We start from the raw sequence: 24,344 nt of genomic DNA, 5'->3' as shown, positions 1-24,344 counted from the left end.
GCGCCATGACCGAACCATTGCTCGAGGTCCGCGATCTGAACGTGGCCTTCACCGCCGACCGGCGCGAGATCCCGGCGGTGCGCGGGGTGAGCCTGACGGTGTATCCGGGGCAGACGGTCGCCATCGTCGGCGAATCGGGATCCGGCAAATCGACCACCGCGCACGCCATCATCGACCTGCTGCCCGGCACCGGCCGGATCACCTCCGGCTCGGTGCTCTTCGACGGCAAGGACCTGTCGAAGGCCACCGGCCGCGAGATCGTCGGAGTGCGCGGGCGCGGTATCGGCTTCGTACCGCAGGACCCCATGTCCAACCTGAACCCGGTGTGGAAGGTCGGATTCCAGATCCGGGAAACCCTGGAGGCCAATGGCGTTGCCAAGGGCCGGGCCACCCGGCAGCGGGCCGTCGAACTGCTCGCCGAGGCCGGCATGCCCGATGCCGAACGCCGGGTCAACCAGTACCCCCACGAATTCTCCGGCGGCATGCGCCAGCGCGCGCTCATCGCCATCGGCCTGTCCTGCCGGCCGAAACTGCTCATCGCCGACGAACCCACCTCGGCGCTCGACGTCACCGTGCAGCGCCAGATCCTCGACCACCTCGACGGCCTGACCACCGAACTCGGCACCGCGGTCCTGCTCATCACCCACGACCTGGGCCTGGCCGCCGAACGGGCCGAGCACCTGGTCGTCATGTACCGCGGCCGCGTGGTGGAATCTGGTCCGGCCCTGCAGATCCTGCGCGAACCACAGCACCTGTACACCAAGAAACTGGTGAACTCCGCGCCCTCACTGGCCTCGCAGCGGCTGTCCTCGGTGCGCAAGCGGGCCGAGGTCCGGGAGCAGGCCGTCCAGGTCGCCGGGCAGCTGGCCGAGAAGGACGCCGAATTCGCCAGTGCCCCCGACGATCTGCTCGTCGCGGACCACCTCACGCGGGTGTTCCGCATTCGCGGCAACGCGCCGTGGCGATCCTCCGAACTCGTCGCGGTGGACGATGTCTCGTTCACCCTGCGGCGCGGCACCACCACCGCGATCGTCGGCGAATCCGGTTCGGGCAAATCCACGGTGGCACAGATGGTGCTGGGCCTGCTGCCGCCCACCGCCGGCCGCGTCACCTTCGACGGTCGCGAGGTGGCGACCCTGGATGCCAAGGCCGCCTTCGCTTTCCGCCGCCGCGTGCAACCCGTGTTCCAGGACCCGTACGGGTCCCTCGACCCGATGTACTCCATCTACCGGACCATCGAGGAGCCGCTGCGCACCCATCGCCTCGGCACCCCGGCCGAGCGCGAGGCCACCGTGCGCGACCTGCTCGACAAGGTCTCGCTCCCGGCCTCGGTCATGCGCCGCTACCCGAACGAGCTCTCCGGCGGCCAGCGCCAGCGGGTGGCCATCGCCCGGGCCCTGGCGCTCTCCCCGGAGCTGGTGGTCTGCGACGAGGCCGTCTCGGCCCTCGACGTGCTGGTGCAGGCTCAGATCCTGCAGCTGCTCAACGAACTACAGGCCGATCTCGGCCTCACCTACCTGTTCATCACCCACGACCTGGCCGTGGTCCGCCAGATCGCCGACGACGTCCTGGTCATGCAGCAGGGCAGGGTGGTCGAGGCCGCATCCACCACCGAGGTGTTCGACAATCCGCAGTCCGAATACACCCGCCGCCTCCTCGACGCCATCCCCGGTCGCGACCTGCTCGCGGGATGACCGACCGGGTGTCGGCGGCTGATCCGATACCCGGCAGTAGCCTCGTACCTCGTGACCGACCCGCTGCAGCCCCTCGTCGACCTGCCCGGCGTGCGCGATGCCGCCGACAAGGCCCGTGACGCCCTCGCCGAGGTGCATCGCCACCGGGCGAACCGCCGCGGCTGGCCCACCACCGCCGCCGAGGCCGCCGTCCGTGCGGCCCGCTCCTCCGCCGCCATCGACGGCGGCACCATCGATCTCCCCGCCGACGGCCGCGTCGACGACCCGATCCTGGCCGGCTCGCTGCGCGTGGGCCAGGCCCTCGACGCCGAGGCCCTCACCAACCTGGTCGGCGTCTGGCAGCGCGCCCCGCTCCAGGCTCTCGCCCGCCTGCACCTGCTCGCCGCCGCCGACATGGTCGACGACGACCAGCAGCTGGGCCGCCCCCGCAATGTCCCCGGCGTCGCCGAACGCCTGGACCTGCTGGTCCAGACCATTACCAGTACGAAGGCCCCCGCCCCGGTGATCGCGGCCGTCGTCCACGGCGAACTGCTCTCCCTGCGGCCCTTCGGCACCGCCGACGGCATCGTCGCCCGGGCCGCCTCCCGCCTGGTCGCCGTGTCCAGTGGCCTGGACCCGCACAGCCTCGGCGTCCCCGAAGTCTTCTGGCTCCGCCGCCGCCAGGCCTACCTCGACGCCGCGGCCGCCTTCGGCATGGGAACCGCGGAGGGCGTCGGCGGCTGGGTGATCTTCACCTGTGGCGCCCTCGAAGACGGCGCCCGCGAGGCCCGCTCGATCGCGGACGCCGCCTCGGGGTAAGCCCCCTGATCACGAAACTGCCTGTACGCCAAGGGTTCCCGGGGTTCATACACGTCAAAGCGGGCGGCGTTGTCGCGAATTGCGACCTCACCGCCCGCTAGCACGGACTACCCGGTTACCAAGCGTGCTTTTCTGGTTGTGTTTTCTTCGGCCTCGGCGAGCTCTCCAGGATCCAGCGGTTCATCCCCGCATTGATTGCGAGGCCCTTGCCGTCGATATCCTGGATAACGCAGGCCCACAACTACTGTTGCCCTTGTCGCGGCGTGCTCCGCGTGGGTGCCTGGTGTCCGTGCTGGGAAGGGTGGGATGGGAGGTCGAATCTTCTCTTCCGATCCGATCTTGGCCTTCCGTCCTTCCGTGCCTCCATTGTTACCCCGTGAGCGCCATCACATCAAGACCTGGGGAAACTTTCGAAAACTCGGCGTGTCCCGCCATTTTTCATCCGGGCGTTTCCGGCGGGTCGGCGTCAGCGGCGGCGCCGCAGCAGCCGGTAGGTGAGCGCTCCGGCCGCCAGCGCGCTGAGCCCGACCGCGGCGGTCGCGGCCACCGTGGTGGTGGTCGGAGCCGGGATCCGCGCCCACAGCGACACCGGATTGGAGAAGGCGAGAATCGGCCAGCCACGGGTGGTGGCCTCGCGCCGCAGGCCCCGATCCGGATTCACCGCCGTGGGGTGACCCACCACCTCGAGCATGGGCAGATCGGTGACCGAGTCGGAGTAGGCGTAACAGCGCGACAGGTCGTAATCATATTGTGCCGCAAGCTTTTCGATGGCCTCGACCTTGCCCGGGCCGTAGCAGTAGAACTCGACTTCGCCCGCGTACCTGCCGTTTTCGATGACCATGCGGGTGGCGGCGAAGTGGTCCGCACCCAGCGCCGCGGCGATCGGGGCCACCATCTCCTCGCCGGAGGCGGAGACGATCACCACGTCGTGGCCTCGAATCCGGTGGTCCGCAATGAGATCCGCGGCCTCGGCGTAGATGAGCGGGTCCACGATGTCGTGCAGGGTCTCGGCGACGATCGAGCGCACCTGGTCCACATCCCAGCCCGCGCACATCTTGGTCAGATGCTCGCGCATGCGCTCCATCTGATCGTGATCGGCGCCGGACAGCAGGAACAGGAAGTGGGCGTAGCTGCTCTCCAGCACGGCCCGCCGGCTGAGCAGTCCCTGGTCCAGGAACGGCTTGCTGAACACGAAGGCGCTCGACCTGGCGATCACCGTCTTGTCGAGATCGAAGAAGGCGGCGACTCGTCCGCGTTCGGCTGTCACGTCGTCCAGGATATGGTTCTGCACCGCGCCATTTCATTCGCCTCCGCCGCAGGCGTGGCGAGAGTCACCGCGAGACCCGGTTCATCCGGGTTAGCCAGGGGGAAGCCGGGCCGTCGGGGCGGGAAAAAGACTCGCCGGGCGGACTTGCAATCCGGTCGGGGCTTGGGTGTAGTATCGCAGATACCTGGACATGGTCCAGGCGCGTTCAGCCCGACCCCCCGGGGCTGAACCCGACGGCCCCAGCCTCCTCCCCCCCCGGCTGGGGCCGTCCTCTATTTACGGACAGTTCCGGATCCGTTCCCGCTCCCTGAGTTCTGCACAGGCCGCGTGTTATCCACACTCGCCGTGGAGGCGCTTTCGCCGCTGCTCCGATCGGGCGACGCTGACCTGCATGAACTCCGATGCCACCACCCCACCGGCCCTGTCGCTGGTCGCCGATCCCCGCCTGCGCGACGAGATTCGCCGCATCGCCGCCGCGGCCGACCGCCCGCTCGACGAGCGCGTGCCGCCGCCGGGCCGCCACGCCTGGACCAATGCGTCCGTGATCATCGTCGATACCGCTGCCGCACATAGCTGTGCGTCCGCCGCCCACCCGCGCCGCCAGGGAATTCTCCTGGTGACCGATGGCGAGCCCGGTTTGCTCGATTGGCAGGCCGCCACCGCGGCCGGTGCCGAACAGGTGCTGCCCCTGCCCGCCGCCGCGGACGCCCTGATCGCCGCCTTCGCCGCACACGACGGCCGGCGCCCCGGTGACGGCGCGGTCCTCGCGGTGGCCGGCGCGGGCGCGGGATCCGGCGCCTCCGTCCTGGCCGCCGCCGTAGCCCTCACGGCCGCAGGCCGTTTCCGCGACCGCACCCTGCTGGTCGACTGCGCTCCCTACGGCGGCGGCCTCGACCTTCTCCTCGGCCTGGAGCGGGCGCCGGGGCTGCGCTGGCCCGACCTCACCATCGAACACGGCCGCGTTTCCGCCCCCGCTCTGCACGAGGCGCTGCCAGCCACTGCGGGGTTGGCCGTGCTCTCTTGCGGAAGAGGCGCTCCCGCAACCGAACTCGGCGCGCTCTCGCCAAGCGCGGACCCGATTGCCCCTGGGCGCAGCTCCGTCGGCGGTGCCGCTTCCCACGCGCAGCCCGTACCGATGCTTCATCCCGCCCCGCATTGTTCGGACGGAACCTCCTCGCTCGCAACGGACCTCGACCGGCCTTCGTCTTGCGTGGTCGATCGCGGCGTCGCTGTCTTCAGTCCGCAGGCGCTCTCCGGTGCAACCGGTGATCATGCGGTCGAGTTGAGCCGTGCCGACGGATCGGTGGCGGCGGCACTCGCGCCCGCGGCGGTGCGAGCCGTCCTCGAGGGCGGCCGGGCGGCCGGTGATCTCGTGGTCGCGGACCTGTCCAGCGACCACGGACCGCACACCGACCAGGTTCTCGATGTGGCCGATCTGGTGGTGCTGGTGACCCAGGCACGCCTGCGCTCGATCGCCGCGGCCGAATCCGCCGCGGCCTACCTGACCGCGCGAAATCCGAATGTGCGCTTGATCGTCCGGGGCCCCGCGCCCGGTGGCCTCGCCCCGTCCGATATCGCCGAGGCGCTCGCTCTGCCGCTGCTCACCGCGGTCCCGTCGCAGCCGGGCCTGACCGAGCGCCTGGAACGCGGGGGCCTGACCGTCCGGCGGCGCGGTCCGCTTCGCACTGCCGCCGAAACCGCTTTGACCGCACTGTTTTCCGAGAGTCCCCGCTACGGCCGGCCTCCCGGCGGCCCGGGTCCCTCGTGGTGGCGCATCGCCCGCGCGCACGGTTCGACCTGCGGTTCTCCACTGCCGGAACCTGCCGGAGTCCGGAAATGAGTGAGCTGGTGACGACCGAGCTGCTGGAGCGGGTGCGGGAGCGGCTGGCGGAAGGGGCGGCGGATCCGGATCCGGCGCGGGTGGCGGCGGCCATTCGGGCCGAGGCGGGCGGGGTGCTCGCGGACACGGATCTGTTGCGGGCCTTGCGATTGCTGCAGACCGAGATGACCGGCGCGGGCGTGCTGGAGCCGCTGCTGCACGACCCCGAGGTGGCCGATGTACTGGTCACCGGGCCGGATTCGGTGTGGGTCGATCGGGGGCGGGGCCTGCGGCGTACCTCGGTGCGGTTTCCGGACGAGGCGGCGGTGCGGAGGCTGGCGCAGCGATTGGCCCTGGCGGCCGGGCGGCGGCTGGATGATGCGCAGCCGTGGGTGGACGGACGGCTGGCGGGAACCGAAGCGGCATCGGGGGATTCCTTCGGGGTGCGGTTGCATGCGGTGCTGTCGCCGATCGCACACGGCGGCACCTGCCTGTCGCTGCGCGTGCTGCGCCCCGCCACCCAGGGTCTGGACGCGCTGGCCGCGGCCGGTGCGGTGCCACCGGACGCGAAGCTCCTGCTGGAGCACATCATTCGTGCCCGGCTCGCCTTCCTGGTGGTCGGTGGCACCGGCGCGGGGAAGACCACACTGCTGTCGGGCCTGCTGGCCAAGGTGGCCCCCGCCGAGCGGATCGTCTGCGTCGAGGACGCGGCCGAGCTCGCGCCACCGCATCCGCATGTGGTCCGCCTGGTCGCCCGCCCCGCCAATGTCGAGGGCGCGGGCCAGGTCACCGTGCGCGATCTGGTGCGCCAGGCGCTCCGTATGCGCCCTGATCGCATTGTGGTGGGGGAGGTTCGGGGCGCCGAGGTCGTCGATCTGCTGACCGCGCTCAATACCGGCCACGACGGTGGGGCAGGGGACCGTACACGCCAACTCGCCCGGCGAGGTACCGGCCCGGCTGGAGGCACTCGCGGCCCTGGGCGGTATGCCCGCGCCCGCCCTGCACAGCCAGCTGGCCGCCGCGATCCAGGTGATCCTGCACGTCCACCGCCGGCCCGACGGCCGTCGCGCGCTCCGCGAAATCGGCGTGGTCACCCCGGTCGACGGCCGGGTGCGGATCGCACCCGCATGGACCGCCGGCACCCGTTCGACCCCGGGCGCTGTGCTCCTCAGGAAACTCCTCGACGAAAGGACTCCAGATGATACCCGCGAGTGAAGACTGCCCCGGCTCATGCGGTTGCCCTCGGCCCCGGTCGAATTCGCCGTTCCACAGTTCGATTCCGCCCTCCACTGCCGACTCGGATCGGTTGTGCTGCAATCCTTTCGGGCTGCGTAGCTCGCGGTTCGCGGGATTGCGGCTGGCGTGGCGCGATGGTGGTTGCCGGCCGAGTATCACCGATTCGGTTGGCGCCGAAGATGATCCGGGCTCAAAGCAGTCCGGAGATGACTGATGGGATCCGGCCCGCACGCGCTCGCATCGGTCTGCCTCGCGCTGGCGCTGCTCGTGGTGCCTCCGCCGATGGCTCGGCGGCGCATGTCTCGGCTGTTCAAGTTTCGTGAGTGCGTGCGAAAGACCAGGCGCAGCTGGATGATTCGCATTGCGCCGTTGTCGGCGGTGCCCCTGATGCTCTTCATCGGCCCCGGTCCGGTGGTGGCCGCGGTACTGCTGGCGGCCACCGTCCTGATTCGGTGCCGCCGCATGAGGCGAGAACGGCAGCGGGGCATCGAGATCGCACAGCTGCTCGAGGGGCTGGAGGCGGTAATCGGGGAGCTGCGGATCGGCGCACATCCGAGCGCCGCGGCCCAGGTGGCGGCCTGTGAGACCGCGGGCGACGTGGCACGGGCCTTCGCGGTCAGCGCCGCGCGGAGCCGGTTGGGCGGGTCCGGCGCGGAGGGCCTGCGGCGTCACGGCTCGGTGGTGGCGCGGGAACTGTCCCGAGTGGCCGGGGCCTGGCGGGTGGCCGAGCGGCACGGGCTCGCCCTGGCCGAGCTGCTGGCCGCCGCGCGTTCGGATCTGCTGGGCCGCAAGCGCTTCCGCGACCGCACGTCCGCGGCGCTGGCCGGGGCCCGGGCGACCGCCGTGGTGCTGGCCCTGCTGCCCCTGCTCGGCCTCGGCCTGGGCGAGCTGATGGGTGCGTCCCCGCTGCGTGTGCTGTTGCTGTCCCCGGCGGGCACGCTGCTGCTGCCCCTGGGGTCCGCCCTGACCTGCGCCGGTCTGCTGTGGGCCGATGCCATCACCGACAAGGTGCTGCGATGACTCCGTCCGTGGCCGCGGTGCTGGCCGCTATCGCGGTGCTCATGCTGCCGGGCCGGACCGGTGCGGTCCGCAGGCTGCGCCGACTGCGGGACCCGGTGCACGGTAATCCACTGCCGCAACCGGAGTTCCGGGCCGAGCCGGATCCGCTCGGGGTCGCCTCCGCCCTCGATCTGCTGGCGGCGTGCCTGCGCGCCGGGCTGCCCACCGCCGCCGCTGCCGCGGCGGTCGCATCCGAGGCTCCCGATCCACTGGCTTCTGCTCTGCGCCGGGTTGCCGACCTGCTGGCGCTGGGCGCGGATCCGGCCACCGCGTGGGAGCAGGCCACGGCCGGCTCCGCCGAGGAGACGGTGACGGCGCTGGCGCGGCTGGCCCGCCGCTCGGCGCGCTCGGGAACCGGATTGGCCACGGCCGTGGCCGAATTGGCGGAGCGCCGCCGGGGCGAGCTCGAGGATGTGGCCGCGGCCCGGGCCGAGCGGGCCGGGGTGCTGATCGGCGGCCCGCTCGGCCTCTGCTTCCTGCCCGCCTTCCTGTGCCTGGGAATCATCCCGGTGGTGATCGGCCTGGCAGGCCGGGTGCTGGAAGGCGGTCTGCTGTGACCGCTGGGAGCCGCGAGGTTCACGACTGTGCCGGTGCGGATCCGCCGTGCCGGGGTGAGGGAAGGAGCGAGCATGGGAACGACCGTCCGAAACCTGCTCTGGGGACTGCGGACCCGGCTGCTGCACGCCGTGACCGCGGACCACGGGATGAGCACCGCCGAATACGCGATCGGGACGATCGCGGCCGCCGCCTTCGGGGCGGTGCTGTACACCGTCGTCACCGGAGACAGCATTGTGAGCGCCCTGACCAACATCATCGACAAGGCGCTGAAGACTCCCGTCAAGTGACGTATGCCACACCACCTCACCATGCCGAGGCGGGCATGGCGACCGTGGAGGCGGCCATAGCGCTGGCCGCCCTCGTCGCGGTCCTGGTCCTGGGCGTCGGCGCCCTGCTGGCGGTATCGGCGCAGGTGCGTTGTGTCGATGCCGCCCGCGAGGCGGCCCGTCTCGCGGCTCGCGGTGACCACGACGTCGCAGTCGCCACCGCCCGCCGGGTCGCACCGCCCGGTGCCCGGGTCGTCGTCCGCACCGAGGGTGACCTGGTCGTGGCCGAGGTGAATGCCCGCGCCACCCTTGTTCCGGTCACCCTGCACGCGGCGGCGGTGGCGGCGCGGGAACCCGGAGCATCCCGATGAGGCGCACGACCGTGGATCGGTCCGGGAGCGAGGCGGGTGGCGTGACCGTCACCGCGTGCCTGGCCCTGGTCGGCCTGCTGGCGGTCGCGGTCCTGATTGCCCAGGTCGGAGTGGCGGTGGCGGCCCGGCACCGGGTGCAGGCCGCCGCGGATCTGAGTGCGCTGGCCGCGGCCGGTGCGCTGGATGGCGGCGTCTCCGCCGCGTGCGGCCGGGCCGCGGACGTCGCCGGCCGGATGGGCGTGCGACCGGCCGGATGCGTGGTGCTGGGCTGGGACGTGACGGTGACGGTTGCCGGGCGGGTATCGCTGGGCCCACTGGGGGAGCGGGATGTGCGCGCGGCCGCGCGGGCGGGCCCGGCGGATGAGCCGAGGTAGCGAGGCAATATCTCGTACCGATCGGTTGGTTATAAATGTGATGGCGCGGGCCACATCGGTGGTCGATCAATGTCGAAATTCGATGAATGCGAGAGGCGAATAGATTGGGTATCGATTGCTTTCCAATTCGTTCCCGGAGACTCATTCGAATGAATGCACAGGTAAATCCGGGAGCGACATTATCGAACGGAGCAATCCCGTAGTTAACAGGATGGCATCCCTTTTTAATCGACTTGGGTGTCCGGCGTGTCGCGGCCACCCCTCAGCATCCGGATTCCGCCCGATATCAGCCAGCTGACAAGGCCGACCGGTTGGTCGTGTGGCGCTCCGGTCTCACGGCGGAGACGGCCGTGTCACGATTCGGGAGAGCGGTCGTCATCTTCCCCTAGTTCGGCCAGTACGGCCCGCAGTAGCCGGGCCGCACCGGCCTTGTCCAGCGGGTTGTTGCCGTTGCCGCACTTGGGTGACTGCACGCAGGACGGGCACCCGTGCGCGCACGCGCAGGACTCGATGGCGCCCAGCGTGGCCGTCAGCCAGTGCCGCAGCCGGACGAAGCCACGCTCGGCGAAGCCCGCCCCGCCCGGATGCCCGTCGTAGACGAAGACCGTGGGCAGCCCGGTATCAGCGTGTTCGGCGGTCGACACGCCGCCGATATCCCACCGATCGCAGGTCGCCACCAGCGGCAGCATGCCGATCGCGGCGTGTTCGGCCGCGTGCAGCGCGCCCGCGGCGTGTCGGGCGTCGATCCCGGCCCGGGCCAGCAGGTCCGGCGTGACCGTGTAGAACACGGCCCGGGTGGGCAGCGTCTGCGCCGGCAGGTCCAGCGGCACCAGGTCCAGCACCTCGCCGCTGGGCAGCCGGCGCAGGTACGCGACTACCTGCCGGGTCACCAGCACCTGCGCCAAAGCCGTTGTGACCGAGCCGCATCGGCGCTCCTCGGTCACCGCCTCGATCTCCAGCGAGGTGACCACCCGCGCACTGGTGCTCCACCCCGGTGTGTCGGCGTGCACCAGGGCGACGCCCTCCTCGAGGTCCAGCTCGTCGACCACGTAGCTCTCGCCCTGATGCAGGTGCACCGCGCCCGGATGCAGGGTGGCCGGAGCGCGCCCGGCGTCGGTGGTGCCCAGCATGCGGCCCGACTCGCCGTCCACCACCGCCACCGCCGTGCCGATGCCGCCGCGCACGTCCACCGCGTCGTGCGGATGTGCGTCGGCGGTCACGAACCAGCGCGCCGACCCGTCCCGCGCCACGCCCGCGCGCCGCCGGATCAAACCCTGTTCGGCCAGGTCGGACAGCAGTTCCCAGGCCTGGAAGGCATGCACTTCCGCATCGCTGAGCGGCTGTTCCATGGCCGCGCACAGCAGATGCGGCCCGAGCACGTACGGGTTGTGCGGGTCGGTGATGGTGGCTTCCAGGGGCCGCCCGAGCAGCGCCTGCGGGTGATGCACGAGGTAGGTGTCCAGCGGGTCGTCCCGCGCGATGAGCAGCACCAGCGACCCCTGGGTGCGCCGCCCGGCGCGCCCGGCCTGCTGCCAGAACGAGGCGACCGTCCCCGGATATCCCGCCACCACAACGGCATCCAGCCCGGCGATGTCCACGCCCAGTTCCAGGGCATTCGTGGTGGCCGCACCCAGCAGCGAGCCGTCCGAGAGCGCCGCCTCCAGCGCCCGCCGGTCCTCGGCAAGGTACCCGGCCCGATAGGCCGCGACACGCCCGGGGAGCTCGGCATCCACCTCCGCCAGCAGCCGCCGCGTGTCCATGGCGACCAGTTCGGCGCTGCGCCGTGACCGCACGAAGGTCAGCGTGCGTGCCCCCTCGACCACCAGATCCGCCATCACGGTGGCGGCCTCGGCCCCGGCCGAACGCCGCACCGCCGCACCGTTTTCCCCGGTCACGCCACTGCCGAGCAACGGCGGCTCCCACAGCGCCACGGTCCGCGCGCCCTGCGGCGACCCGTCGTCGGTGACCGCGACACACGGTGCGCCGATCAGCTTTTCGGCGGTGGCCGCCGGATCGGCCGTGGTCGCCGAGCACAGCACGAAAACCGGATCCGCTCCGTAGCGCTCGGCGAGTCGCCGTAACCGGCGCAGCACCAGCGCCACGTGCGAGCCGAAAACCCCGCGATAGATATGACATTCGTCGACCACGATGTATTTGAGCTGACGCAACAATCGCGCCCACCGCTGATGAGACCGCAGCATTCCGACGTGCAGCATGTCGGGATTGGTGAACACCCATCGCGCGTGCGCCCGCACCCACTGCCGGATTTCCGCCGGCGTATCGCCGTCATACGGCGCGGGATGAATGGTGCGCAGCGGATCTTCGCTGGTCAGCTCGTTGACCATGCGCAGCTGATCGGCCCCCAGCGCTTTGGTCGGCGACAGATAGAGCGCCGTGGCCAGCGGATCCTGTTGCAGCGCGGTCAAAACCGGCAGCTGATACGCCAGCGATTTCCCGGACGCCGTCCCGGTCGACACCACCACGTGCCGCCCCGCCGCGGCCAATTCCGCGGCCCGGCTCTGGTGGCTCCACGGCTCCGCGACTCCGGCCGCCTGAACTGCGGCGATGACATCCGGAGATGTCCATTCGGGCCATTTCGTGATCTGCGCCGCGCGCGGCGGTAGCTCGCTGACATGGGTGAGTCGGGGGTCACCCGAAAGAGCGCTATTAAGGACACGATTCAGCAACGATCTCCCGTAGCTGATGTCGCTGTTGTCTCCGGATCGACGCATCGGATCCCCGCCATTCATCGAAGCGTCACCGCGACACGCCCAATGGGTGCGAAACGTGTGTGCGCCCGCGGCCTCACCTGCCATTTCACTGCAGAGTAGCGACCTGCCTCACACCCCGTTTGCCAGATGCTCGCTCTGTTATCTGGAAGCAAACCAACTTCAAGTACGGATTTGGGCATTATGCCCCTCACCTGCGCATTCGCAAGATCAACTTTTTTGCAAATTGTGGGTAACTCCGCTGTTGAATTCCCGGAAGACATGGTTCACTGGTTCCTGGTCGCAAGCTTCTGTGTTCGAGGGAACGGATCGAAAGTCCAAACCATCAGCAGGATCGATGTTGCGAACGGTGTACTAGGTGCTTTCCTGCAGGGGGAACAGAGTACAGCGGTCTCAACGGACCCGGTGGATGAACCCAGTTGTCCGCCGTTCCGGTATGGAAAGAGAAGGAACAGAATGGCACAGGGAACTGTGAAGTGGTTCAACGCGGAGAAGGGGTTCGGCTTCATCGCGCCCGAGGACGGCTCCGCTGACGTCTTCGTCCACTACTCCGAGATCCAGGGGTCGGGCTTCCGCACCCTCGAGGAGAACCAGAAGGTCGAGTTCGAGGTTGGCCAGGGCACCAAGGGCCCGCAGGCCACTGGTGTTCGCGCGCTCTCCTGAGCGAGCCAACCCCTCAGGTTCCGTCCCCCATCGCCCCCGGCGGTGGGGGACGACCCATATCTGGACCCATTACACTCGATCACGATCAGGGGCTACATCGTCGCCGTGCACCAGCCACGGCCTTCGAACACGGTATAAACGTTGCTGGCAGCGATATCGGACATCGCGGCCGTTTGCCCCAGCCGCGTAGAGCGCGTACACCAGCGCCGACGCGGATCGAGATGAAAGGTGTGTTCGCCGGTGGCAACACGAGACCGCGGTGCAGCGCCGAACCCCCAGGCAGCGCCCGACCAGGGCCGTTCCCTGCGTCGTCTCGTGATTGTCGAGTCGCCGACGAAGGCCAAGAAGATCGCCCCCTACCTGGGCCGCGGCTATGTCGTGGAGGCCTCGGTCGGTCATATTCGGGACCTGCCGCGGGGTGCGGCGGATGTGCCCGCCAAATACAAAGGACAGCAGTGGGCTCGGCTCGGCGTGGATGTCGATCACGATTTCGAGCCGATTTATGTGGTCAGCCCCGATAAGAAGGGGAAGGTCAGTGAGCTGAAGAGCCTGCTGGCCGATGCCGACGAGCTCTACCTCGCCACCGACCCCGACCGCGAGGGCGAGGCCATCGCCTGGCACCTGCTGGAGACGCTCAAGCCCAAGGTGCCGGTTCGGCGCATGGTGTTCCACGAGATCACCGAGCCCGCCATTCAGGCCGCTGCGGCCGATACCCGTGAGCTGGACAAGGATCTGGTCGACGCGCAGGAGACGCGGCGCATCCTGGACCGGCTCTACGGCTACGAGGTCTCGCCGGTGCTGTGGAAGAAGGTCATGCCGCGGCTGTCGGCGGGCCGGGTGCAGTCGGTGGCGACGCGCGTCATCGTGCAGCGCGAGCGGGAGCGCATGGCGTTCCGGTCCGCGGAGTACTGGGATATCGCGGCCAAGCTGGACGCCGGCGGGCGCGGGCAGGAGGACCGCGGGAATCCGCGGGTCTTCGGTGCGCGGCTGGTCAGTGTCGAGGGCGCTCGCGTGGCGACCGGTCGCGATTTCGGATCCGACGGACAGCTGAAATCGCAGGGTGTCGTCGTACTCGACGCCGGCTATGCGCAGCGGCTTGCGGAATCGCTGCACGGCGTGGATTTCACGGTTTCCTCGGTGGAATCCAAGCCGTACACGCGAAAGCCGTACGCGCCGTTCATGACCTCGACGCTGCAGCAGGAGGCCGCGCGCAAGCTGCGTTTCACCTCCGAGCGCACCATGCGGGTGGCGCAGCGGTTGTACGAGAACGGTTACATCACTTATATGCGTACCGACTCGACGACTTTGTCGGAGTCGGCGATTCAGGCGGCCCGGGCACAGGCCACGCAGTTGTACGGCGCGGAATACGTGAGTCCCACGCCGCGGCAGTACACCCGCAAGGTCAAGAATGCGCAGGAGGCGCACGAGGCCATTCGTCCCGCCGGCGACACCTTCGCCACGCCGGGACAGTTGCACGCCAAGCTCGACGGCGACGAATTCCGTTTGTACGAGCTGATCTGGCAGCGCACGGTGGCCTCGCAGATGCAGGACGCGCGCGGCACCACGCTGACGGTGCGCATTACCGGCATCGCGAATAGCGGTGAGGAGTGCGTGTTTTCGGCGTCCGGCCGGACGATCACCTTCCCGGGATTCCTCAAGGCGTATGTGGAGAGTGTCGACGAGGAGGCGGGCGGCCAGTCCGACGACGCCGAATCGCGGCTGCCGGCGCTGACCGAGGGCCAGGGCGTGACGGCCGTCGAGCTCGAGCCGGACGGGCACACCACCAATCCGCCCGCACGCTTCACCGAAGCTTCGCTGATCAAGGCGCTGGAAGATCTCGGCATCGGCCGTCCTTCCACCTACTCCTCGATCATCAAGACGATTCTCGACCGCGGCTACGTGTACAAGCGCGGCAGCGCGCTGGTGCCATCGTGGGTGGCGTTCGCGGTGATCGGGCTGCTGGAGGAGCACTTCGGGCGGCTGGTGGACTTCGACTTCACCGCCGCCATGGAGGACGATCTCGACGCCATCGCCGGTGGCCGCGAGCAGCGCGGAAACTGGTTGTCCTCCTTCTATTTCGGTGGCGATCACGGTGCCGAGGGTTCGGTGGCGCGGTCGGGCGGCCTGAAAAGGATGGTGGGCGAACGACTCGACGGCATCGACGCGCGAGAAGTCAACTCCATCAAGCTCTTCAGCGATGACGAGGGCCGCGATGTGGTGGTCCGGGTCGGCAAGTTCGGGCCGTACCTGGAGCGCATGGTCGTCAATCCCGATGACCCGGACGGGAATCCGGTGTCGCAACGGGCCAACCTGCCCGACGATCTGCCGCCGGACGAGCTGTCGCCCGAGGTCGCGGAGAAGCTGTTCGCGACTCCGCAGGAAGGTCGCTCGCTGGGTACCGATCCGGCGACCGGGCACGAAATCGTCGCCAAGGAAGGACGTTTCGGCCCCTACGTCACCGAGATCCTGCCGGAGCCTGCGGAGGATCTGGACACCACCGCGAAGAAGACCGCCAAGAAGGCGGCCGACAAGCCGAAGCCGCGCACCGGGTCGCTGTTCAAGTCCATGAGCGTGGAGTCGGTGACCCTGGACGACGCGCTCAAGCTGCTGTCGCTGCCGCGCGTGGTGGGTGTGGACCCGGCCTCCGGGGACGAGATCACCGCGCAGAACGGGCGATACGGGCCGTATCTGAAGAAGGGCACGGACTCACGCTCGCTCACCGGTGAGGATCAGATCTTCACGGTGACGCTGGAGGACGCGCTCAAGATCTACGCCGAGCCCAAGCGGCGCGGCGGGCAGTCGGCCAGTGCGCCGCCGCTGCGCGAGCTGGGTGTGGACCCGGTGTCGGAGAAGCCGATGGTGATCAAGGACGGGCGGTTCGGCCCGTATGTCACCGACGGTGAGACCAACGCCAGCCTGCGCAAGGGCGACGAGGTCGAATCCATCACCGACGCACGGGCTTCGGAGCTGCTGGCGGACCGGCGGGCGCGCGGGCCGGTGAAGAAGGCCGCGAAGAAGACCGCCAAGAAGGCGGCCGCGAAGAAGACCGCGGTGGCCAAGACCGTGGTCAAGAAGGCGGCGGCGAAGAAGGCGGCGGCCAAGACGGCCGACGGCGTCACCACCAAGAAGGCAGCGGCGGCCAAGAAGACCCCGGCCAAGAAGGCGCCGGCGAAGAAGACCGCGGCCTCGCAGTCCTGACCTGATCGAAGCGCCCCCTCACGACGGGGGCGCTTTGCTTTTCGGCCGGTGTGTCTGTCGGTGGCCTGCCGTAGCGTGTAATCCGGAACACGCACCAGCGGAAGGACATTCGATGACCGTCGACCACGAGCGTGAAGAACTGATCAAGATCCTGGACAGCCAGCGCGAGCTGTTCCGGATCACCGTCCGCGGCATCGACGACGAGCAGGCGCGCCAGCGCACCACGGTCAGTGAACTCACCCTCGGCGGTCTGCTCAGCCATGCGGTGAATATCGAGCGGCACTGGACCACCATCCTCGTCGAGCGCGACCCGAACTCCGAATTCGATGTCTCCCGAATGGATTCCGAGTATCGGCTGGATCCGGAGCAGACGGTCGCCGGCCTGCTGGCCGAGTGGGAGGTGGTGGCCGAGCACACCGGCAAGCTGATCCGCGAGCTACCCAACCTCGAGGATTCGGTGCCGACGCCGACCGCGCCCTGGGCGCCGGAGCGGAAATGGCTCACCGTGCGCTACATCCTGCTGCACATCTTCCGGGAGATCGCGCACCACTCCGGGCACGCGGACATCATCCGCGAGGCCCTGGACGGCGCGAACACGACATATCAGCGCGCGAACTGACTCCCGGCCGGGCTGTCGGGGGCGGCGGCTAAGGTGGTCGGCGTGGCGGGTGTCTTCGATCGGCTGGTCGGCCAGGGTGCGGTCGAGTCCGAGTTGACGGCTGCGGCGGTGGCGGCGCGGGGTGGGGCCGGATCGTCGTCGGCCATGACGCATTCGTGGTTGTTCACCGGGCCGCCCGGATCGGGGCGGTCTGTCGCGGCGCTGTGCTTCGCGGCGGCGCTGCAGTGCACGGACGAGGGGACGCCCGGATGCGGGCGGTGTCACGCGTGCACGACCACCATGGCCGGGACACACGGCGACGTGCGGCGGGTGGTGCCGGAGGGTTTGAGCATCGGCACCAAGGAGATGCGCGAGATCGTGCAGGTGGCGTCGCGGCGGCCCAGCACCGGGCGCTGGCAGGTGGTGGTGGTCGAGGACGCCGACCGGTTGACCGAGGCGGCGGGCAATGTGCTGCTCAAGGTGGTGGAGGAGCCGCCGGAGCGCACGGTGTTCCTGCTGTGCGCGCCGTCGGTGGATCCCGAGGACATTTCGGTGACGCTGCGATCCCGGTGCAGGCACGTGCATTTGGCGACGCCGTCGGTGGATTCGATCGCGCGGGTGCTGCACGAGCGGGACGGGCTGGACCAGAAGACCGCCGGCTGGGCGGCCTCGATCAGCGGTGGACACGTCGGGCGCGCCCGGCGGCTGGCCACCGACGACCAGGCCCGGGCCCGGCGCAAACGAGCCCTCGCGCTGGTCACGGCGACCGCCCGGCCCGCAGCGGCGTATGCGGCCGCCGACGAACTGGTGAAGTCGGCCGATGACGAGGCCAAGCAGGTCAGTGCCGAGCGCGACGGGAAGGAACGCGAGGAACTGGCCACCGCGCTGGGCGCGGGCGGCACCGGTAAGGGCACCGCCTCGGCCACCCGCGGTTCCGCCGGTGCGCTGAAAGACCTGGAGAAACGCCAGAAGTCGCGCGCCACCCGCACCGGGCGCGATGCCCTGGACCGGGCCCTGATCGATGTCGCGGGCCTGTACCGGGACGCGCTCGCGGTCCGATTCGGCGCGGCCACCGCGGATTCCTCCTCCGGCGTGACCCTCACCCACCCGGACATGGCCGACCAGATCCGCGAACTCGCGACCGATGTCCGCCCCGAGGGCCTGCTGCTCTCCATCCAGGCGGTGCTCGACTGCCGCGAGGCCCTCGAAACCAATGTGAAGCCGCGCTTCGCCCTCGCCGCCATGGCCGCGGCCCTGATCGCGGCCCGTTCCGCCTGACCCGGGCGTGTCCCCGATCACCGCGAGCTCCCGTTTTCGCGATTCGGGCGCGAGACGATAGACTCGCACCGCCGGAAGGCACGCCGCCTTAGCTCAGTCGGTAGAGCGCTTCACTCGTAATGAAAAGGTCGGGGGTTCGATTCCCCCAGGCGGCTCAGAGTGAACTAGCAGGTAGAAGGCCCTAACCGGGAACATCCGGGTAGGGCCTTCACTCGTTTCTGCACCTGCCAGTTCGCATCCAGTTCGCACGAGCGCGGGCGGGTGCGAACTCAGCCCTTGATTGCCGCGTCCAACAGGTCCGCCGCCGCCGACAGATCGGTCTCGAAAAGGCCGACGTAGCGGCGCAGCGTGAACGCCACATCCGCGTGCCCGGCGAACTGGGACACGATCTCCGGTCGCTTCACGGCCGCCGCGCTCAACGACACGTAGGTGTGCCGCAGATCGTGCGGGGTGACATGGTCACCGATCGCGGCGAGGTTCGCGGCCGGCGTCAATACCCGCTTGGCCCAGTTGTTGCGGCGCAGCGGCGCGCCAGTGCTGCCAGGGAACGCCACGGCGTCACGGGGGCGGCCTTCGAGGTATGCGGTGAGTTCGGAGCGCATCGACGGCAGGATCGGCACACGCCGCGACTTCCCGGACTTGGTGGGGCCGTAGCTGTGGATCTCGTCGTAGGACCGGGACACGGTCACCCAGCCGGTGGTTAGGTCGATGTCCGCCACTCGCAGCGCCGCGAATTCACCAAACCGCAAGCCGTGGTAGGCCAGAAACCGAACAGCGAGCCCGTCCGGCGATGGCGTCGTGTCCGGGATCACGGGCAGCCCGTTGTCGTCGGTGGGCAATTCGAGTTCGGCCCCGCGGTCGCGGCCCTTGCGTTTCGGGTTGTTGCGCAACGCGTTCAGGTAGTCTGCGGCACGCGCCAACCGTGACACCTGTTCGGCTGTCATGAAGCACGCTTCGGGTTCGGTGAGCTTGGGTAGCTTCACGCCGATCGTGGGGTCGTTGCGGATGCTGTGGCCGACCTGTAGCGCGAGAACGCCTTTCAGGGCGATGAAGCATCGGCGTACGGTCGCGGGGCTCAGTCCCTTGTCGGTGAGGCTGCCGACCCACTCGACAACCTCGTTGCGGCCGATGCCTGCCACTTCGCGCCCTGCGAATGTCGGGGTGACGTGGTTGCGCAGCACGGATTCATGGGTGACGCGCGTGTTCTTCGCCTTGCTGGACAGTGAGGCTGTCCAGGTCGCGACGGCTTGCTCCCAGGTGACGCCGATCTCGTGCGGGTCGTGGTAGATGCCTTGTTGGAGTTCACTAGTCAGCCTGTCGGCGTAGGTGTCCGCGTCGCCGCGCTTGTCGAAGCTGGCCGACTTCTCTCGGAGCTGTGGGTCAATCCACTGCACAGCCCAGCGCTTACCGATCGGGACGAGTTTGCCCTTGTCGTCGGTGCGCCACCGAGAGGTTCGAACACGGCTCCGGTAGTCGGTCCAGTGACGGTCTACGACGCGGACGTTGCCGACGCGGCGGCGCGGCTTGCGTGGGGTGCTGGTCATGGCTCAAGCGTATCCCAACGACCCTTTCACTTAGTGCGAACTGTCAATGTTGGATGTTCACGCTTGTGTGAACTCGCCCACACGGCTGGGGCTGGATTCCAGCCGCCGCGGTCGCGCGGGCATGTAACCGACGGTAACCAATGACAAACAACGGGAACTAATGGGAACCAACGGGAACCGAGAGCAACTCGCATTGCTGCGTAATACCGTGCGCTGCAACGCTATTCACGCAGCTGATGTCAAAGAGCCGAACAACATTTCTGGTAGACCTTGATTTCGGCAACGCCCGTTCAATCTGAAAGGACACCCCTGCAATGTCATCCGCAGTCTGCCCCGATGTCGTCCGCATGCTCACCACCGAACAGGTGGCCGACCGCTACCAGCTCCCGAAACAGACCGTTGTCCGCTGGCGGCACGTGGGTAAGGGGCCAGCCTGGGTACGGCTCGGTGATCGGCTGATCCGTTACCGGCTCGAAGACCTCGAAGCCTTCGAGCAGCAGGCAGCTTGACCGCCAACGCATCTCACCAAACATTGAAGGCCGACCCGATGGCAGTCGGATCGGCCTTGCAAACCACCTGAAAACCGCTGTGCCACAGCCGAAGTTTGAAACCTCCCCTGAATTCGACTGGACCCGCGACGATGTGCGGGCCCTCTGCTGCTGCGGCGAGCCCGGCGACTAGACTCGCATCCGAGATCTACACACAGAAAGCGGAAAAGCCCCCGGGAGCCTAACCCCGAGGGCTTTTCAAAAGTCGAGATGTGCTGCACACCCAGCAGCTCCAAATCCTCAACCACCAACGAGGATTAGCGTACGGCATGGGGCGACGCCACACCAACTCAGGTGTGGGCGTGTCGCCCGGTTGGAGCTGAGGGGTTGGTGCAGCCATCGGAAAGGCATACCCCCGTGGCTGAGTCCACCGACACCACCCTGTGGTTCGTCAAAATCCCCCTGACCGTCCTCCACTCCGGAGTGTCCTCGCAGGCCCTCCATGTCTACGCCGTGATGCGTGAGCGCGCCAACTACAAGACGGGCTTGTGCTTTATCGGGCGCGAGAAGATCGCCGAGTACCTCGGCATGGCCAAGGTCGCAAGCGTCGACCGCTACATTGCCGAGCTGGTCGACGCCGAGCTGATCGCGTCGCGGCCACGCTGGTGCTCGAAGCACGACAGCCGCGATTGGTCGTTCGTGAAGGACGCCGCGCACACCAAGCAGACGTCGAACCTGTACACCATCCTCGACATCGCCGCAGGTCGCGAGGGGTCCCCAGAAAAGGACCCCGTGGGTCCCCAGAAAAGGACCCCGTGGGTCCCCGGAAAGGGACACGAACGAGATCCCTTTATCCAGAACCCAGTGAACAAGACAAAAGATCAAGGGATCTCGGTCGGCGCGAGCGCCAACCGCGCGCAGTCTGTAGGTAAGTGGGATCGGGAGTGGATGAACGGCGAGGAGACGCCCGAGCCGCGGTTGCTGCACCCTGAGTGGACGCCGAACAACTCGTCACGGTCGGCCGCATACGAACGCGGACTGCCCGTCGACGTCCTCGCGGCCGTGTTCGTGGATTCCGCGCACGCAGCGGGTGAGAAGCGCAGCGTGTGGGGGAAGGCGTTCCGTACGTTCGTGGTTGACTTCGCCGAGGACCGCGCTCGCGAGACGTTCCCCTGGATCGACAGTGACGCTTTGTGGGACCGCATCGACGGTGCCGGGATCGAGCCTTTCAAGGCCGCCCAGGCATCGACCACCGCCGCACCAGTCGCCAGCGACACCGCCGCGGATCGCGACGCTTGCCTGGCTCGCAGCGCCGGGCTGTTGGACACGGCGTTCGGGGACATCCCGGCACTGGCCGCTCACCCCTGGCTCGCCGCTGTCGCCGAGCCGGTCCCGGTTGTCGCCCCTGTCCAGGCCGTTGTTCCGGTCGCCATCGCCAAGCCGGTTGCCGAGCGTGCCGCCGAGCTGATCGCCGAGATCGTTGACGCCGAGCAGGACCCGGACGCCGACCTGATCTGGGCCGTCCCGGTCGTTGACGCCGAGCCGGTCGAACCGGTCGCCGAGCCGGTCATCGTGGATCTCGCGGCCCATAGCGCCGTCGCCTCGCTGCGCTGGCTGGACCAGACCCTGCCTCGCGCGCTGTCCGCCAAGGAACGCACCGGGGCCGGAGCGATGTTGCAGGCCGGTTGGGATCGCACGGCCGTGCTGGCGCATGTCGTGGCCGAACGGGAGGCGCGCCAGGCGTACCGCGCGCAGGCGGAAGCTGAGCTGGCTCAGGTTCGGGGGCGGGCTCACGTCGCAAGTCTCGCTATGTCCGCCTGAGAGCCACGGAGAGCCACGAACACCGCGCGTCGGGTACTTGGCCTAGGTCTGGCGTCTGGTCGCGTCTAGAGAGGCATTGAGGAGGAGACGGTCACGGGGCCCGGTGAGTTGGGCCCCGTCCTGTCGCACATCGGGCAACTGAGGGCACCTGCCCGGCCGGCCACTTATGGACCGCACGGCCACGGCCGCAGTTTCGGCAAATGTCGGCTACAAAAGTGCCTCTGACCAGTGCTGTTGGATGCTTTTGACATCCCGCGAAATCCATGGTATATACTGCTGTGCAGGGGTGTGGGATCCTACCACCCTCTGCACTGAAAGGCAATAACGACGTGTCCATCACTCCGGACCGCGTTCGGGAACTCGATCGCCGCGCGGCGATCGCAACGGGACGGCTCGGCCGCGCTCGGCGACTCACCCCGGACAACACCACCCTGATCACGGCATGCCGCCACGAAGCGGCCGCCGCCCGTATCTCGGCGTACGCGGGCAAGCTCTTGAAGGACCTGCCGCCACTGCCCCGGACGCAAATCCACGAAATCGTCGAAGTCCTCCGGGCCGCATAGCCCGCCGACGAAAAAGGCCGACCCGACTGCCATCGGATCGGCCCGGCAAGCTCGCGCAGGCCGTATCACGCGCTGCGACGCAGGTCTTGCGGCTGTCTGTCTGCTACGCGCTGCTCGACGGGTCCTCAACCGTGATCAACGACAAGCATGTGACTGCCGCGCTCGCGTTCTGGCAGTACTGCGAAGCGTCGGCGACGTGGCTGTTCTCCACCGCCGCAGACGATGAGAACACCGCCCCGGCAGGCGAAGACGGGCTGGTCGATTTCATTCGCGAACGCGGGGCCGATGGTGCGACCCGCACGGAGATCTCGCGGGACTTCTTCGGCAAGAACAAGAAGTCCCACGAGCTTGACGAAGAGTTGCAGTCGCGTTTGGCCGCGAAGAAGATCCGGCTCGACACGAAGAAGAACCCTAGCGGTCGCGGTCGGCCCGTGACTCGCTACTACGCCATCACCCCGGATTAAAGGGATTAAAGAACTAAGTCTCTGACCTGCGGTTATGTGAGGGCATTAAATCGGCCCGTACGAACCAAGGAATTTAATCGCCCAGCAAACCGCAGGTCAGAGCGGTTAGTTCGTAAATCAGTTTAATCCGTCCCAACTGAATAGAGAGGGGTCATCGTGACCTACCCCCGCCGCCTGCAACCCGATGCGGCGACCTGCCCGACCTGCCGCGCCACGTACCCGCTGACCGGGTTCACCGTCAGGCAAGACGGGACCCGCCGCGCCGAGTGCCGCCCGTGTTTCTCGCGCCACTTTCAGAAGCTCCACGGCCGCCGCACCAGCCAGTGGGCCGCCCACTTCCAGCCGCGCCGCATCGCGGGAGACGCCGCATGAGCGCCGCACACGACTTCGCCGACTCGCTCGCCACTCTCGAAGACGTCGCAGGCGAGGCCAACGCCTACATCGGTGTCATCCTTGCCACCGACGGCACCGCATCCCCGGCGTGGGTTGACCGCCTCGAAGCTATCGCCCGGTGCCTCGAAGACATCGCTAACGAACTCGCTGCCGCAGGATGAGCGGCCGCAAGCCCAGCGCGGCCGAGCGTGTCCGCGACGACGTGGCCCGGCTCGCCCGGGAAGGCTTGAGCCGCAACAGGATTGCGCGACAGCTCGGATGCGCCCCGGCCACGGTCACTGACGCCGCACGTTTGGTCGGCGTCGAGTTCGACCGCAGGCCTACCGCCGCCGCTGTCCAGGTGACCGTCCTCGACGCGCAGCACCGCCGCGCCCGGCTCGCCGACCGCTGGTTTGACGTCGCCGAGGGCGCGCTGGGCCGGTTGAAAGAAGCGGTCGACGACGACGACCCGCAGGCCGCGCGAGCATGGGCGACCGCCTCCGCGATCAGCACCGACAAACTCCTAGCGCTCGCCCCGCCGCAATCGGACGACGGCGACCAGGACGCCCGGCTCGCGCTGACCGCGCTGATGTCCGCAATCCGGGCGGGCGCGCCCACCGACAACTACTGACCAACACACAGATCGGATCCACCATGACCCCCACCTCGTTTGAAATGTCCGGCTTCAATGCGCCCGCCGGCGGAGCCAACTCCTACCCGCCGCGGCTCGCCGACCTCACCCCTCTGGGATCCGGCGCCGCGTTCACCGACGTGGCCGCTGTCGCCGACGCCGAGCAGGACGCCAGCGACAGCGACGGCCGTGGAGTGGCCGACCTGTTGGCGCGGCGCCGGGAACGCCAGAGCCTGCCGCGTGACGAGCGGGACGCGGTGCAGCGCAACGCCGCTGAGACCGAATGGGCCGCCCGGCAGAACGAAACGGCAATGCGGGCTCACCAGACCTTCCAGTCGTCGGGCGGCGAGTGGCAGGCGCAGGCGGCCCCGAACGCTGGCCACGCGGAACAGGCCAACGTGCCGGAATCGTCCGTCGCCGAACTGCGCGAGCAGCGGGCCGAACGTCGACGCCACGGCTTCCACGGCTACAGCGTGCACGGCGAGTCCACTCCCATGCCCGCCTCGTGGGCCGGTTTCGACCCGCAGTAACACCCGGATCACCCCCAGGGCGC

23 protein-coding genes, 1 tRNA gene and 1 pseudogene are annotated in these 24,344 nt (G+C 68.7%); 22 read left to right on the top strand and 3 right to left on the bottom strand.

Annotation, left to right across the window (positions count from 1 at the left end; translation table 11 throughout):
- The first annotated feature begins 5 nt into the window (after positions 1-5).
- Together ACFXIV_RS07410 and ACFXIV_RS07405 are read left to right on the top strand one after the other, a co-directional pair.
- Entirely contained in the window at positions 6-1,694 is a 1,689-nt protein-coding gene (locus tag ACFXIV_RS07410; RefSeq protein ID WP_379393429.1) for a dipeptide ABC transporter ATP-binding protein, read from the top strand.
- Between the two features lie 51 nt (positions 1,695-1,745).
- A complete protein-coding gene (locus ACFXIV_RS07405) occupies positions 1,746-2,492 on the top strand; it encodes an oxidoreductase (RefSeq protein WP_379393431.1) in 747 nt (248 codons plus the stop codon).
- 466 nt (positions 2,493-2,958) lie between these two features.
- Here the strand turns inward: ACFXIV_RS07405 and ACFXIV_RS07400 are convergent, their stop codons facing one another.
- Positions 2,959-3,759 (bottom strand): HAD family hydrolase, encoded by an 801-nt coding sequence (locus tag ACFXIV_RS07400; protein WP_379391106.1) that lies wholly within the window; start codon positions 3,757-3,759, stop codon positions 2,959-2,961.
- Between the two features lie 391 nt (positions 3,760-4,150).
- Between ACFXIV_RS07400 and ssd the strand changes: the two genes are divergently transcribed.
- The 7 genes and pseudogenes from ssd to ACFXIV_RS07365 all read left to right on the top strand — a co-directional run bounded on the left by ssd (position 4,151) and on the right by ACFXIV_RS07365 (position 9,442).
- On the top strand, positions 4,151-5,599 hold the full coding sequence (ssd, locus tag ACFXIV_RS07395) for a septum site-determining protein Ssd (protein WP_379393433.1): 1,449 nt from the start codon (positions 4,151-4,153) through the stop codon (positions 5,597-5,599).
- Positions 5,596-6,793, top strand: a pseudogene (locus tag ACFXIV_RS07390) (TadA family conjugal transfer-associated ATPase). The gene ssd and the pseudogene ACFXIV_RS07390 overlap by 4 nt, the downstream one beginning before the upstream one ends.
- 234 nt (positions 6,794-7,027) lie before the next feature.
- Positions 7,028-7,834: a type II secretion system F family protein gene (locus tag ACFXIV_RS07385; protein ID WP_379393435.1), complete on the top strand. Its 807-nt coding sequence runs from the start codon at positions 7,028-7,030 to the stop codon at positions 7,832-7,834.
- On the top strand, positions 7,831-8,430 hold the full coding sequence (locus ACFXIV_RS07380) for a type II secretion system F family protein (RefSeq protein WP_379393437.1): 600 nt from the start codon (positions 7,831-7,833) through the stop codon (positions 8,428-8,430). Before ACFXIV_RS07385 ends, ACFXIV_RS07380 begins: the two co-directional genes overlap by 4 nt.
- Positions 8,431-8,502: 72 nt before the next feature.
- A complete protein-coding gene (locus ACFXIV_RS07375) occupies positions 8,503-8,718 on the top strand; it encodes a DUF4244 domain-containing protein (protein ID WP_379393439.1) in 216 nt (71 codons plus the stop codon).
- A 35-nt stretch (positions 8,719-8,753) separates the two neighbouring features.
- Entirely contained in the window at positions 8,754-9,068 is a 315-nt protein-coding gene (locus tag ACFXIV_RS07370) for a TadE family type IV pilus minor pilin (protein ID WP_379393634.1), read from the top strand.
- Complete coding sequence (locus ACFXIV_RS07365; protein WP_379393441.1) at positions 9,065-9,442, top strand: Rv3654c family TadE-like protein; 378 nt, start codon at positions 9,065-9,067, stop codon at positions 9,440-9,442. The genes ACFXIV_RS07370 and ACFXIV_RS07365 overlap by 4 nt, the downstream gene beginning before the upstream one ends.
- A 353-nt stretch (positions 9,443-9,795) precedes the next feature.
- On the opposite strand, the gene ACFXIV_RS07360 is transcribed toward ACFXIV_RS07365, so the two are convergent.
- Positions 9,796-12,192 carry a DEAD/DEAH box helicase gene (locus ACFXIV_RS07360; RefSeq protein ID WP_379393443.1) on the bottom strand — a complete coding sequence of 799 codons (2,397 nt, stop codon included), beginning with the start codon at positions 12,190-12,192 and terminating at the stop codon, positions 9,796-9,798.
- Between the two features lie 435 nt (positions 12,193-12,627).
- On the opposite strand from ACFXIV_RS07360, the gene ACFXIV_RS07355 reads away from it, so the two are divergent.
- The 5 genes from ACFXIV_RS07355 to ACFXIV_RS07335 all read left to right on the top strand — a co-directional run bounded on the left by ACFXIV_RS07355 (position 12,628) and on the right by ACFXIV_RS07335 (position 18,063).
- On the top strand, positions 12,628-12,834 hold the full coding sequence (locus tag ACFXIV_RS07355) for a cold-shock protein (protein ID WP_011206895.1): 207 nt from the start codon (positions 12,628-12,630) through the stop codon (positions 12,832-12,834).
- 315 nt (positions 12,835-13,149) lie between these two features.
- Positions 13,150-16,032, top strand: a complete 2,883-nt coding sequence (gene topA, locus ACFXIV_RS07350) for a type I DNA topoisomerase (protein WP_379393636.1) — start codon at positions 13,150-13,152, stop codon at positions 16,030-16,032.
- A gap of 112 nt (positions 16,033-16,144) precedes the next feature.
- Positions 16,145-16,651, top strand: a complete 507-nt coding sequence (locus ACFXIV_RS07345; RefSeq protein WP_379393445.1) for a DinB family protein — start codon at positions 16,145-16,147, stop codon at positions 16,649-16,651.
- Positions 16,652-16,693: 42 nt separating this feature from the next.
- A complete protein-coding gene (locus ACFXIV_RS07340; RefSeq protein WP_379393447.1) occupies positions 16,694-17,908 on the top strand; it encodes a DNA polymerase III subunit delta' in 1,215 nt (404 codons plus the stop codon).
- 82 nt (positions 17,909-17,990) lie between these two features.
- Positions 17,991-18,063: transfer RNA gene (locus ACFXIV_RS07335), tRNA-Thr, on the top strand.
- Between the two features lie 114 nt (positions 18,064-18,177).
- Here ACFXIV_RS07335 and ACFXIV_RS07330 read toward each other — a convergent pair.
- On the bottom strand, positions 18,178-19,452 hold the full coding sequence (locus tag ACFXIV_RS07330) for a tyrosine-type recombinase/integrase (RefSeq protein WP_379393449.1): 1,275 nt from the start codon (positions 19,450-19,452) through the stop codon (positions 18,178-18,180).
- A 314-nt stretch (positions 19,453-19,766) separates the two neighbouring features.
- On the opposite strand from ACFXIV_RS07330, the gene ACFXIV_RS07325 reads away from it, so the two are divergent.
- The 8 genes from ACFXIV_RS07325 to ACFXIV_RS07290 all read left to right on the top strand — a co-directional run bounded on the left by ACFXIV_RS07325 (position 19,767) and on the right by ACFXIV_RS07290 (position 24,321).
- Positions 19,767-19,961 (top strand): helix-turn-helix transcriptional regulator, encoded by a 195-nt coding sequence (locus ACFXIV_RS07325; RefSeq protein WP_379393451.1) that lies wholly within the window; start codon positions 19,767-19,769, stop codon positions 19,959-19,961.
- Between the two features lie 396 nt (positions 19,962-20,357).
- Positions 20,358-21,761 (top strand): hypothetical protein, encoded by a 1,404-nt coding sequence (locus ACFXIV_RS07320; RefSeq protein WP_379393453.1) that lies wholly within the window; start codon positions 20,358-20,360, stop codon positions 21,759-21,761.
- A gap of 329 nt (positions 21,762-22,090) precedes the next feature.
- Positions 22,091-22,324, top strand: a complete 234-nt coding sequence (locus ACFXIV_RS07315) for a hypothetical protein (protein ID WP_379393455.1) — start codon at positions 22,091-22,093, stop codon at positions 22,322-22,324.
- Between the two features lie 131 nt (positions 22,325-22,455).
- On the top strand, positions 22,456-22,788 hold the full coding sequence (locus tag ACFXIV_RS07310; RefSeq protein ID WP_379393457.1) for a hypothetical protein: 333 nt from the start codon (positions 22,456-22,458) through the stop codon (positions 22,786-22,788).
- 156 nt (positions 22,789-22,944) lie between these two features.
- Positions 22,945-23,160 carry a hypothetical protein gene (locus ACFXIV_RS07305; RefSeq protein WP_379393459.1) on the top strand — a complete coding sequence of 72 codons (216 nt, stop codon included), beginning with the start codon at positions 22,945-22,947 and terminating at the stop codon, positions 23,158-23,160.
- Positions 23,157-23,342, top strand: a complete 186-nt coding sequence (locus tag ACFXIV_RS07300; RefSeq protein ID WP_379393461.1) for a hypothetical protein — start codon at positions 23,157-23,159, stop codon at positions 23,340-23,342. Before ACFXIV_RS07305 ends, ACFXIV_RS07300 begins: the two co-directional genes overlap by 4 nt.
- A complete protein-coding gene (locus ACFXIV_RS07295; RefSeq protein WP_379393463.1) occupies positions 23,339-23,791 on the top strand; it encodes a hypothetical protein in 453 nt (150 codons plus the stop codon). The genes ACFXIV_RS07300 and ACFXIV_RS07295 overlap by 4 nt, the downstream gene beginning before the upstream one ends.
- Before the next feature lie 44 nt (positions 23,792-23,835).
- Positions 23,836-24,321, top strand: coding sequence for a hypothetical protein (locus tag ACFXIV_RS07290; protein WP_379393465.1), 486 nt, complete (start codon positions 23,836-23,838; stop codon positions 24,319-24,321).
- Positions 24,322-24,344 lie beyond the last annotated feature (23 nt).

This window comes from Nocardia sp. NPDC059236 (assembly GCF_042754085.1).
Lineage (GTDB): Bacteria > Actinomycetota > Actinomycetes > Mycobacteriales > Mycobacteriaceae > Nocardia.
Note: the sequence above shows the minus strand (reverse complement) of the source record. Positions and strands in the feature narration are given on the sequence as shown.

Excerpts from the sequence above, each read along its gene's own strand:
- ACFXIV_RS07410 (WP_379393429.1), top strand. The coding sequence starts at position 6 with ATGACCGAACCATTGCTCGAGGTCCGCGATCTGAACGTGGCCTTCACC.
- ssd (WP_379393433.1), top strand. The coding sequence starts at position 4,151 with ATGAACTCCGATGCCACCACCCCACCGGCCCTGTCGCTGGTCGCCGAT.
- ACFXIV_RS07385 (WP_379393435.1), top strand. The coding sequence starts at position 7,028 with ATGGGATCCGGCCCGCACGCGCTCGCATCGGTCTGCCTCGCGCTGGCG.
- ACFXIV_RS07380 (WP_379393437.1), top strand. The coding sequence starts at position 7,831 with ATGACTCCGTCCGTGGCCGCGGTGCTGGCCGCTATCGCGGTGCTCATG.
- ACFXIV_RS07375 (WP_379393439.1), top strand. The coding sequence starts at position 8,503 with ATGGGAACGACCGTCCGAAACCTGCTCTGGGGACTGCGGACCCGGCTG.
- ACFXIV_RS07370 (WP_379393634.1), top strand. The coding sequence starts at position 8,754 with ATGGCGACCGTGGAGGCGGCCATAGCGCTGGCCGCCCTCGTCGCGGTC.
- ACFXIV_RS07365 (WP_379393441.1), top strand. The coding sequence starts at position 9,065 with ATGAGGCGCACGACCGTGGATCGGTCCGGGAGCGAGGCGGGTGGCGTG.
- ACFXIV_RS07360 (WP_379393443.1), bottom strand. The coding sequence starts at position 12,192 with ATGAATGGCGGGGATCCGATGCGTCGATCCGGAGACAACAGCGACATC.
- ACFXIV_RS07355 (WP_011206895.1), top strand. The coding sequence starts at position 12,628 with ATGGCACAGGGAACTGTGAAGTGGTTCAACGCGGAGAAGGGGTTCGGC.
- ACFXIV_RS07345 (WP_379393445.1), top strand. The coding sequence starts at position 16,145 with ATGACCGTCGACCACGAGCGTGAAGAACTGATCAAGATCCTGGACAGC.
- ACFXIV_RS07330 (WP_379393449.1), bottom strand. The coding sequence starts at position 19,452 with ATGACCAGCACCCCACGCAAGCCGCGCCGCCGCGTCGGCAACGTCCGC.
- ACFXIV_RS07325 (WP_379393451.1), top strand. The coding sequence starts at position 19,767 with ATGTCATCCGCAGTCTGCCCCGATGTCGTCCGCATGCTCACCACCGAA.
- ACFXIV_RS07300 (WP_379393461.1), top strand. The coding sequence starts at position 23,157 with ATGAGCGCCGCACACGACTTCGCCGACTCGCTCGCCACTCTCGAAGAC.
- ACFXIV_RS07295 (WP_379393463.1), top strand. The coding sequence starts at position 23,339 with ATGAGCGGCCGCAAGCCCAGCGCGGCCGAGCGTGTCCGCGACGACGTG.
- ACFXIV_RS07290 (WP_379393465.1), top strand. The coding sequence starts at position 23,836 with ATGTCCGGCTTCAATGCGCCCGCCGGCGGAGCCAACTCCTACCCGCCG.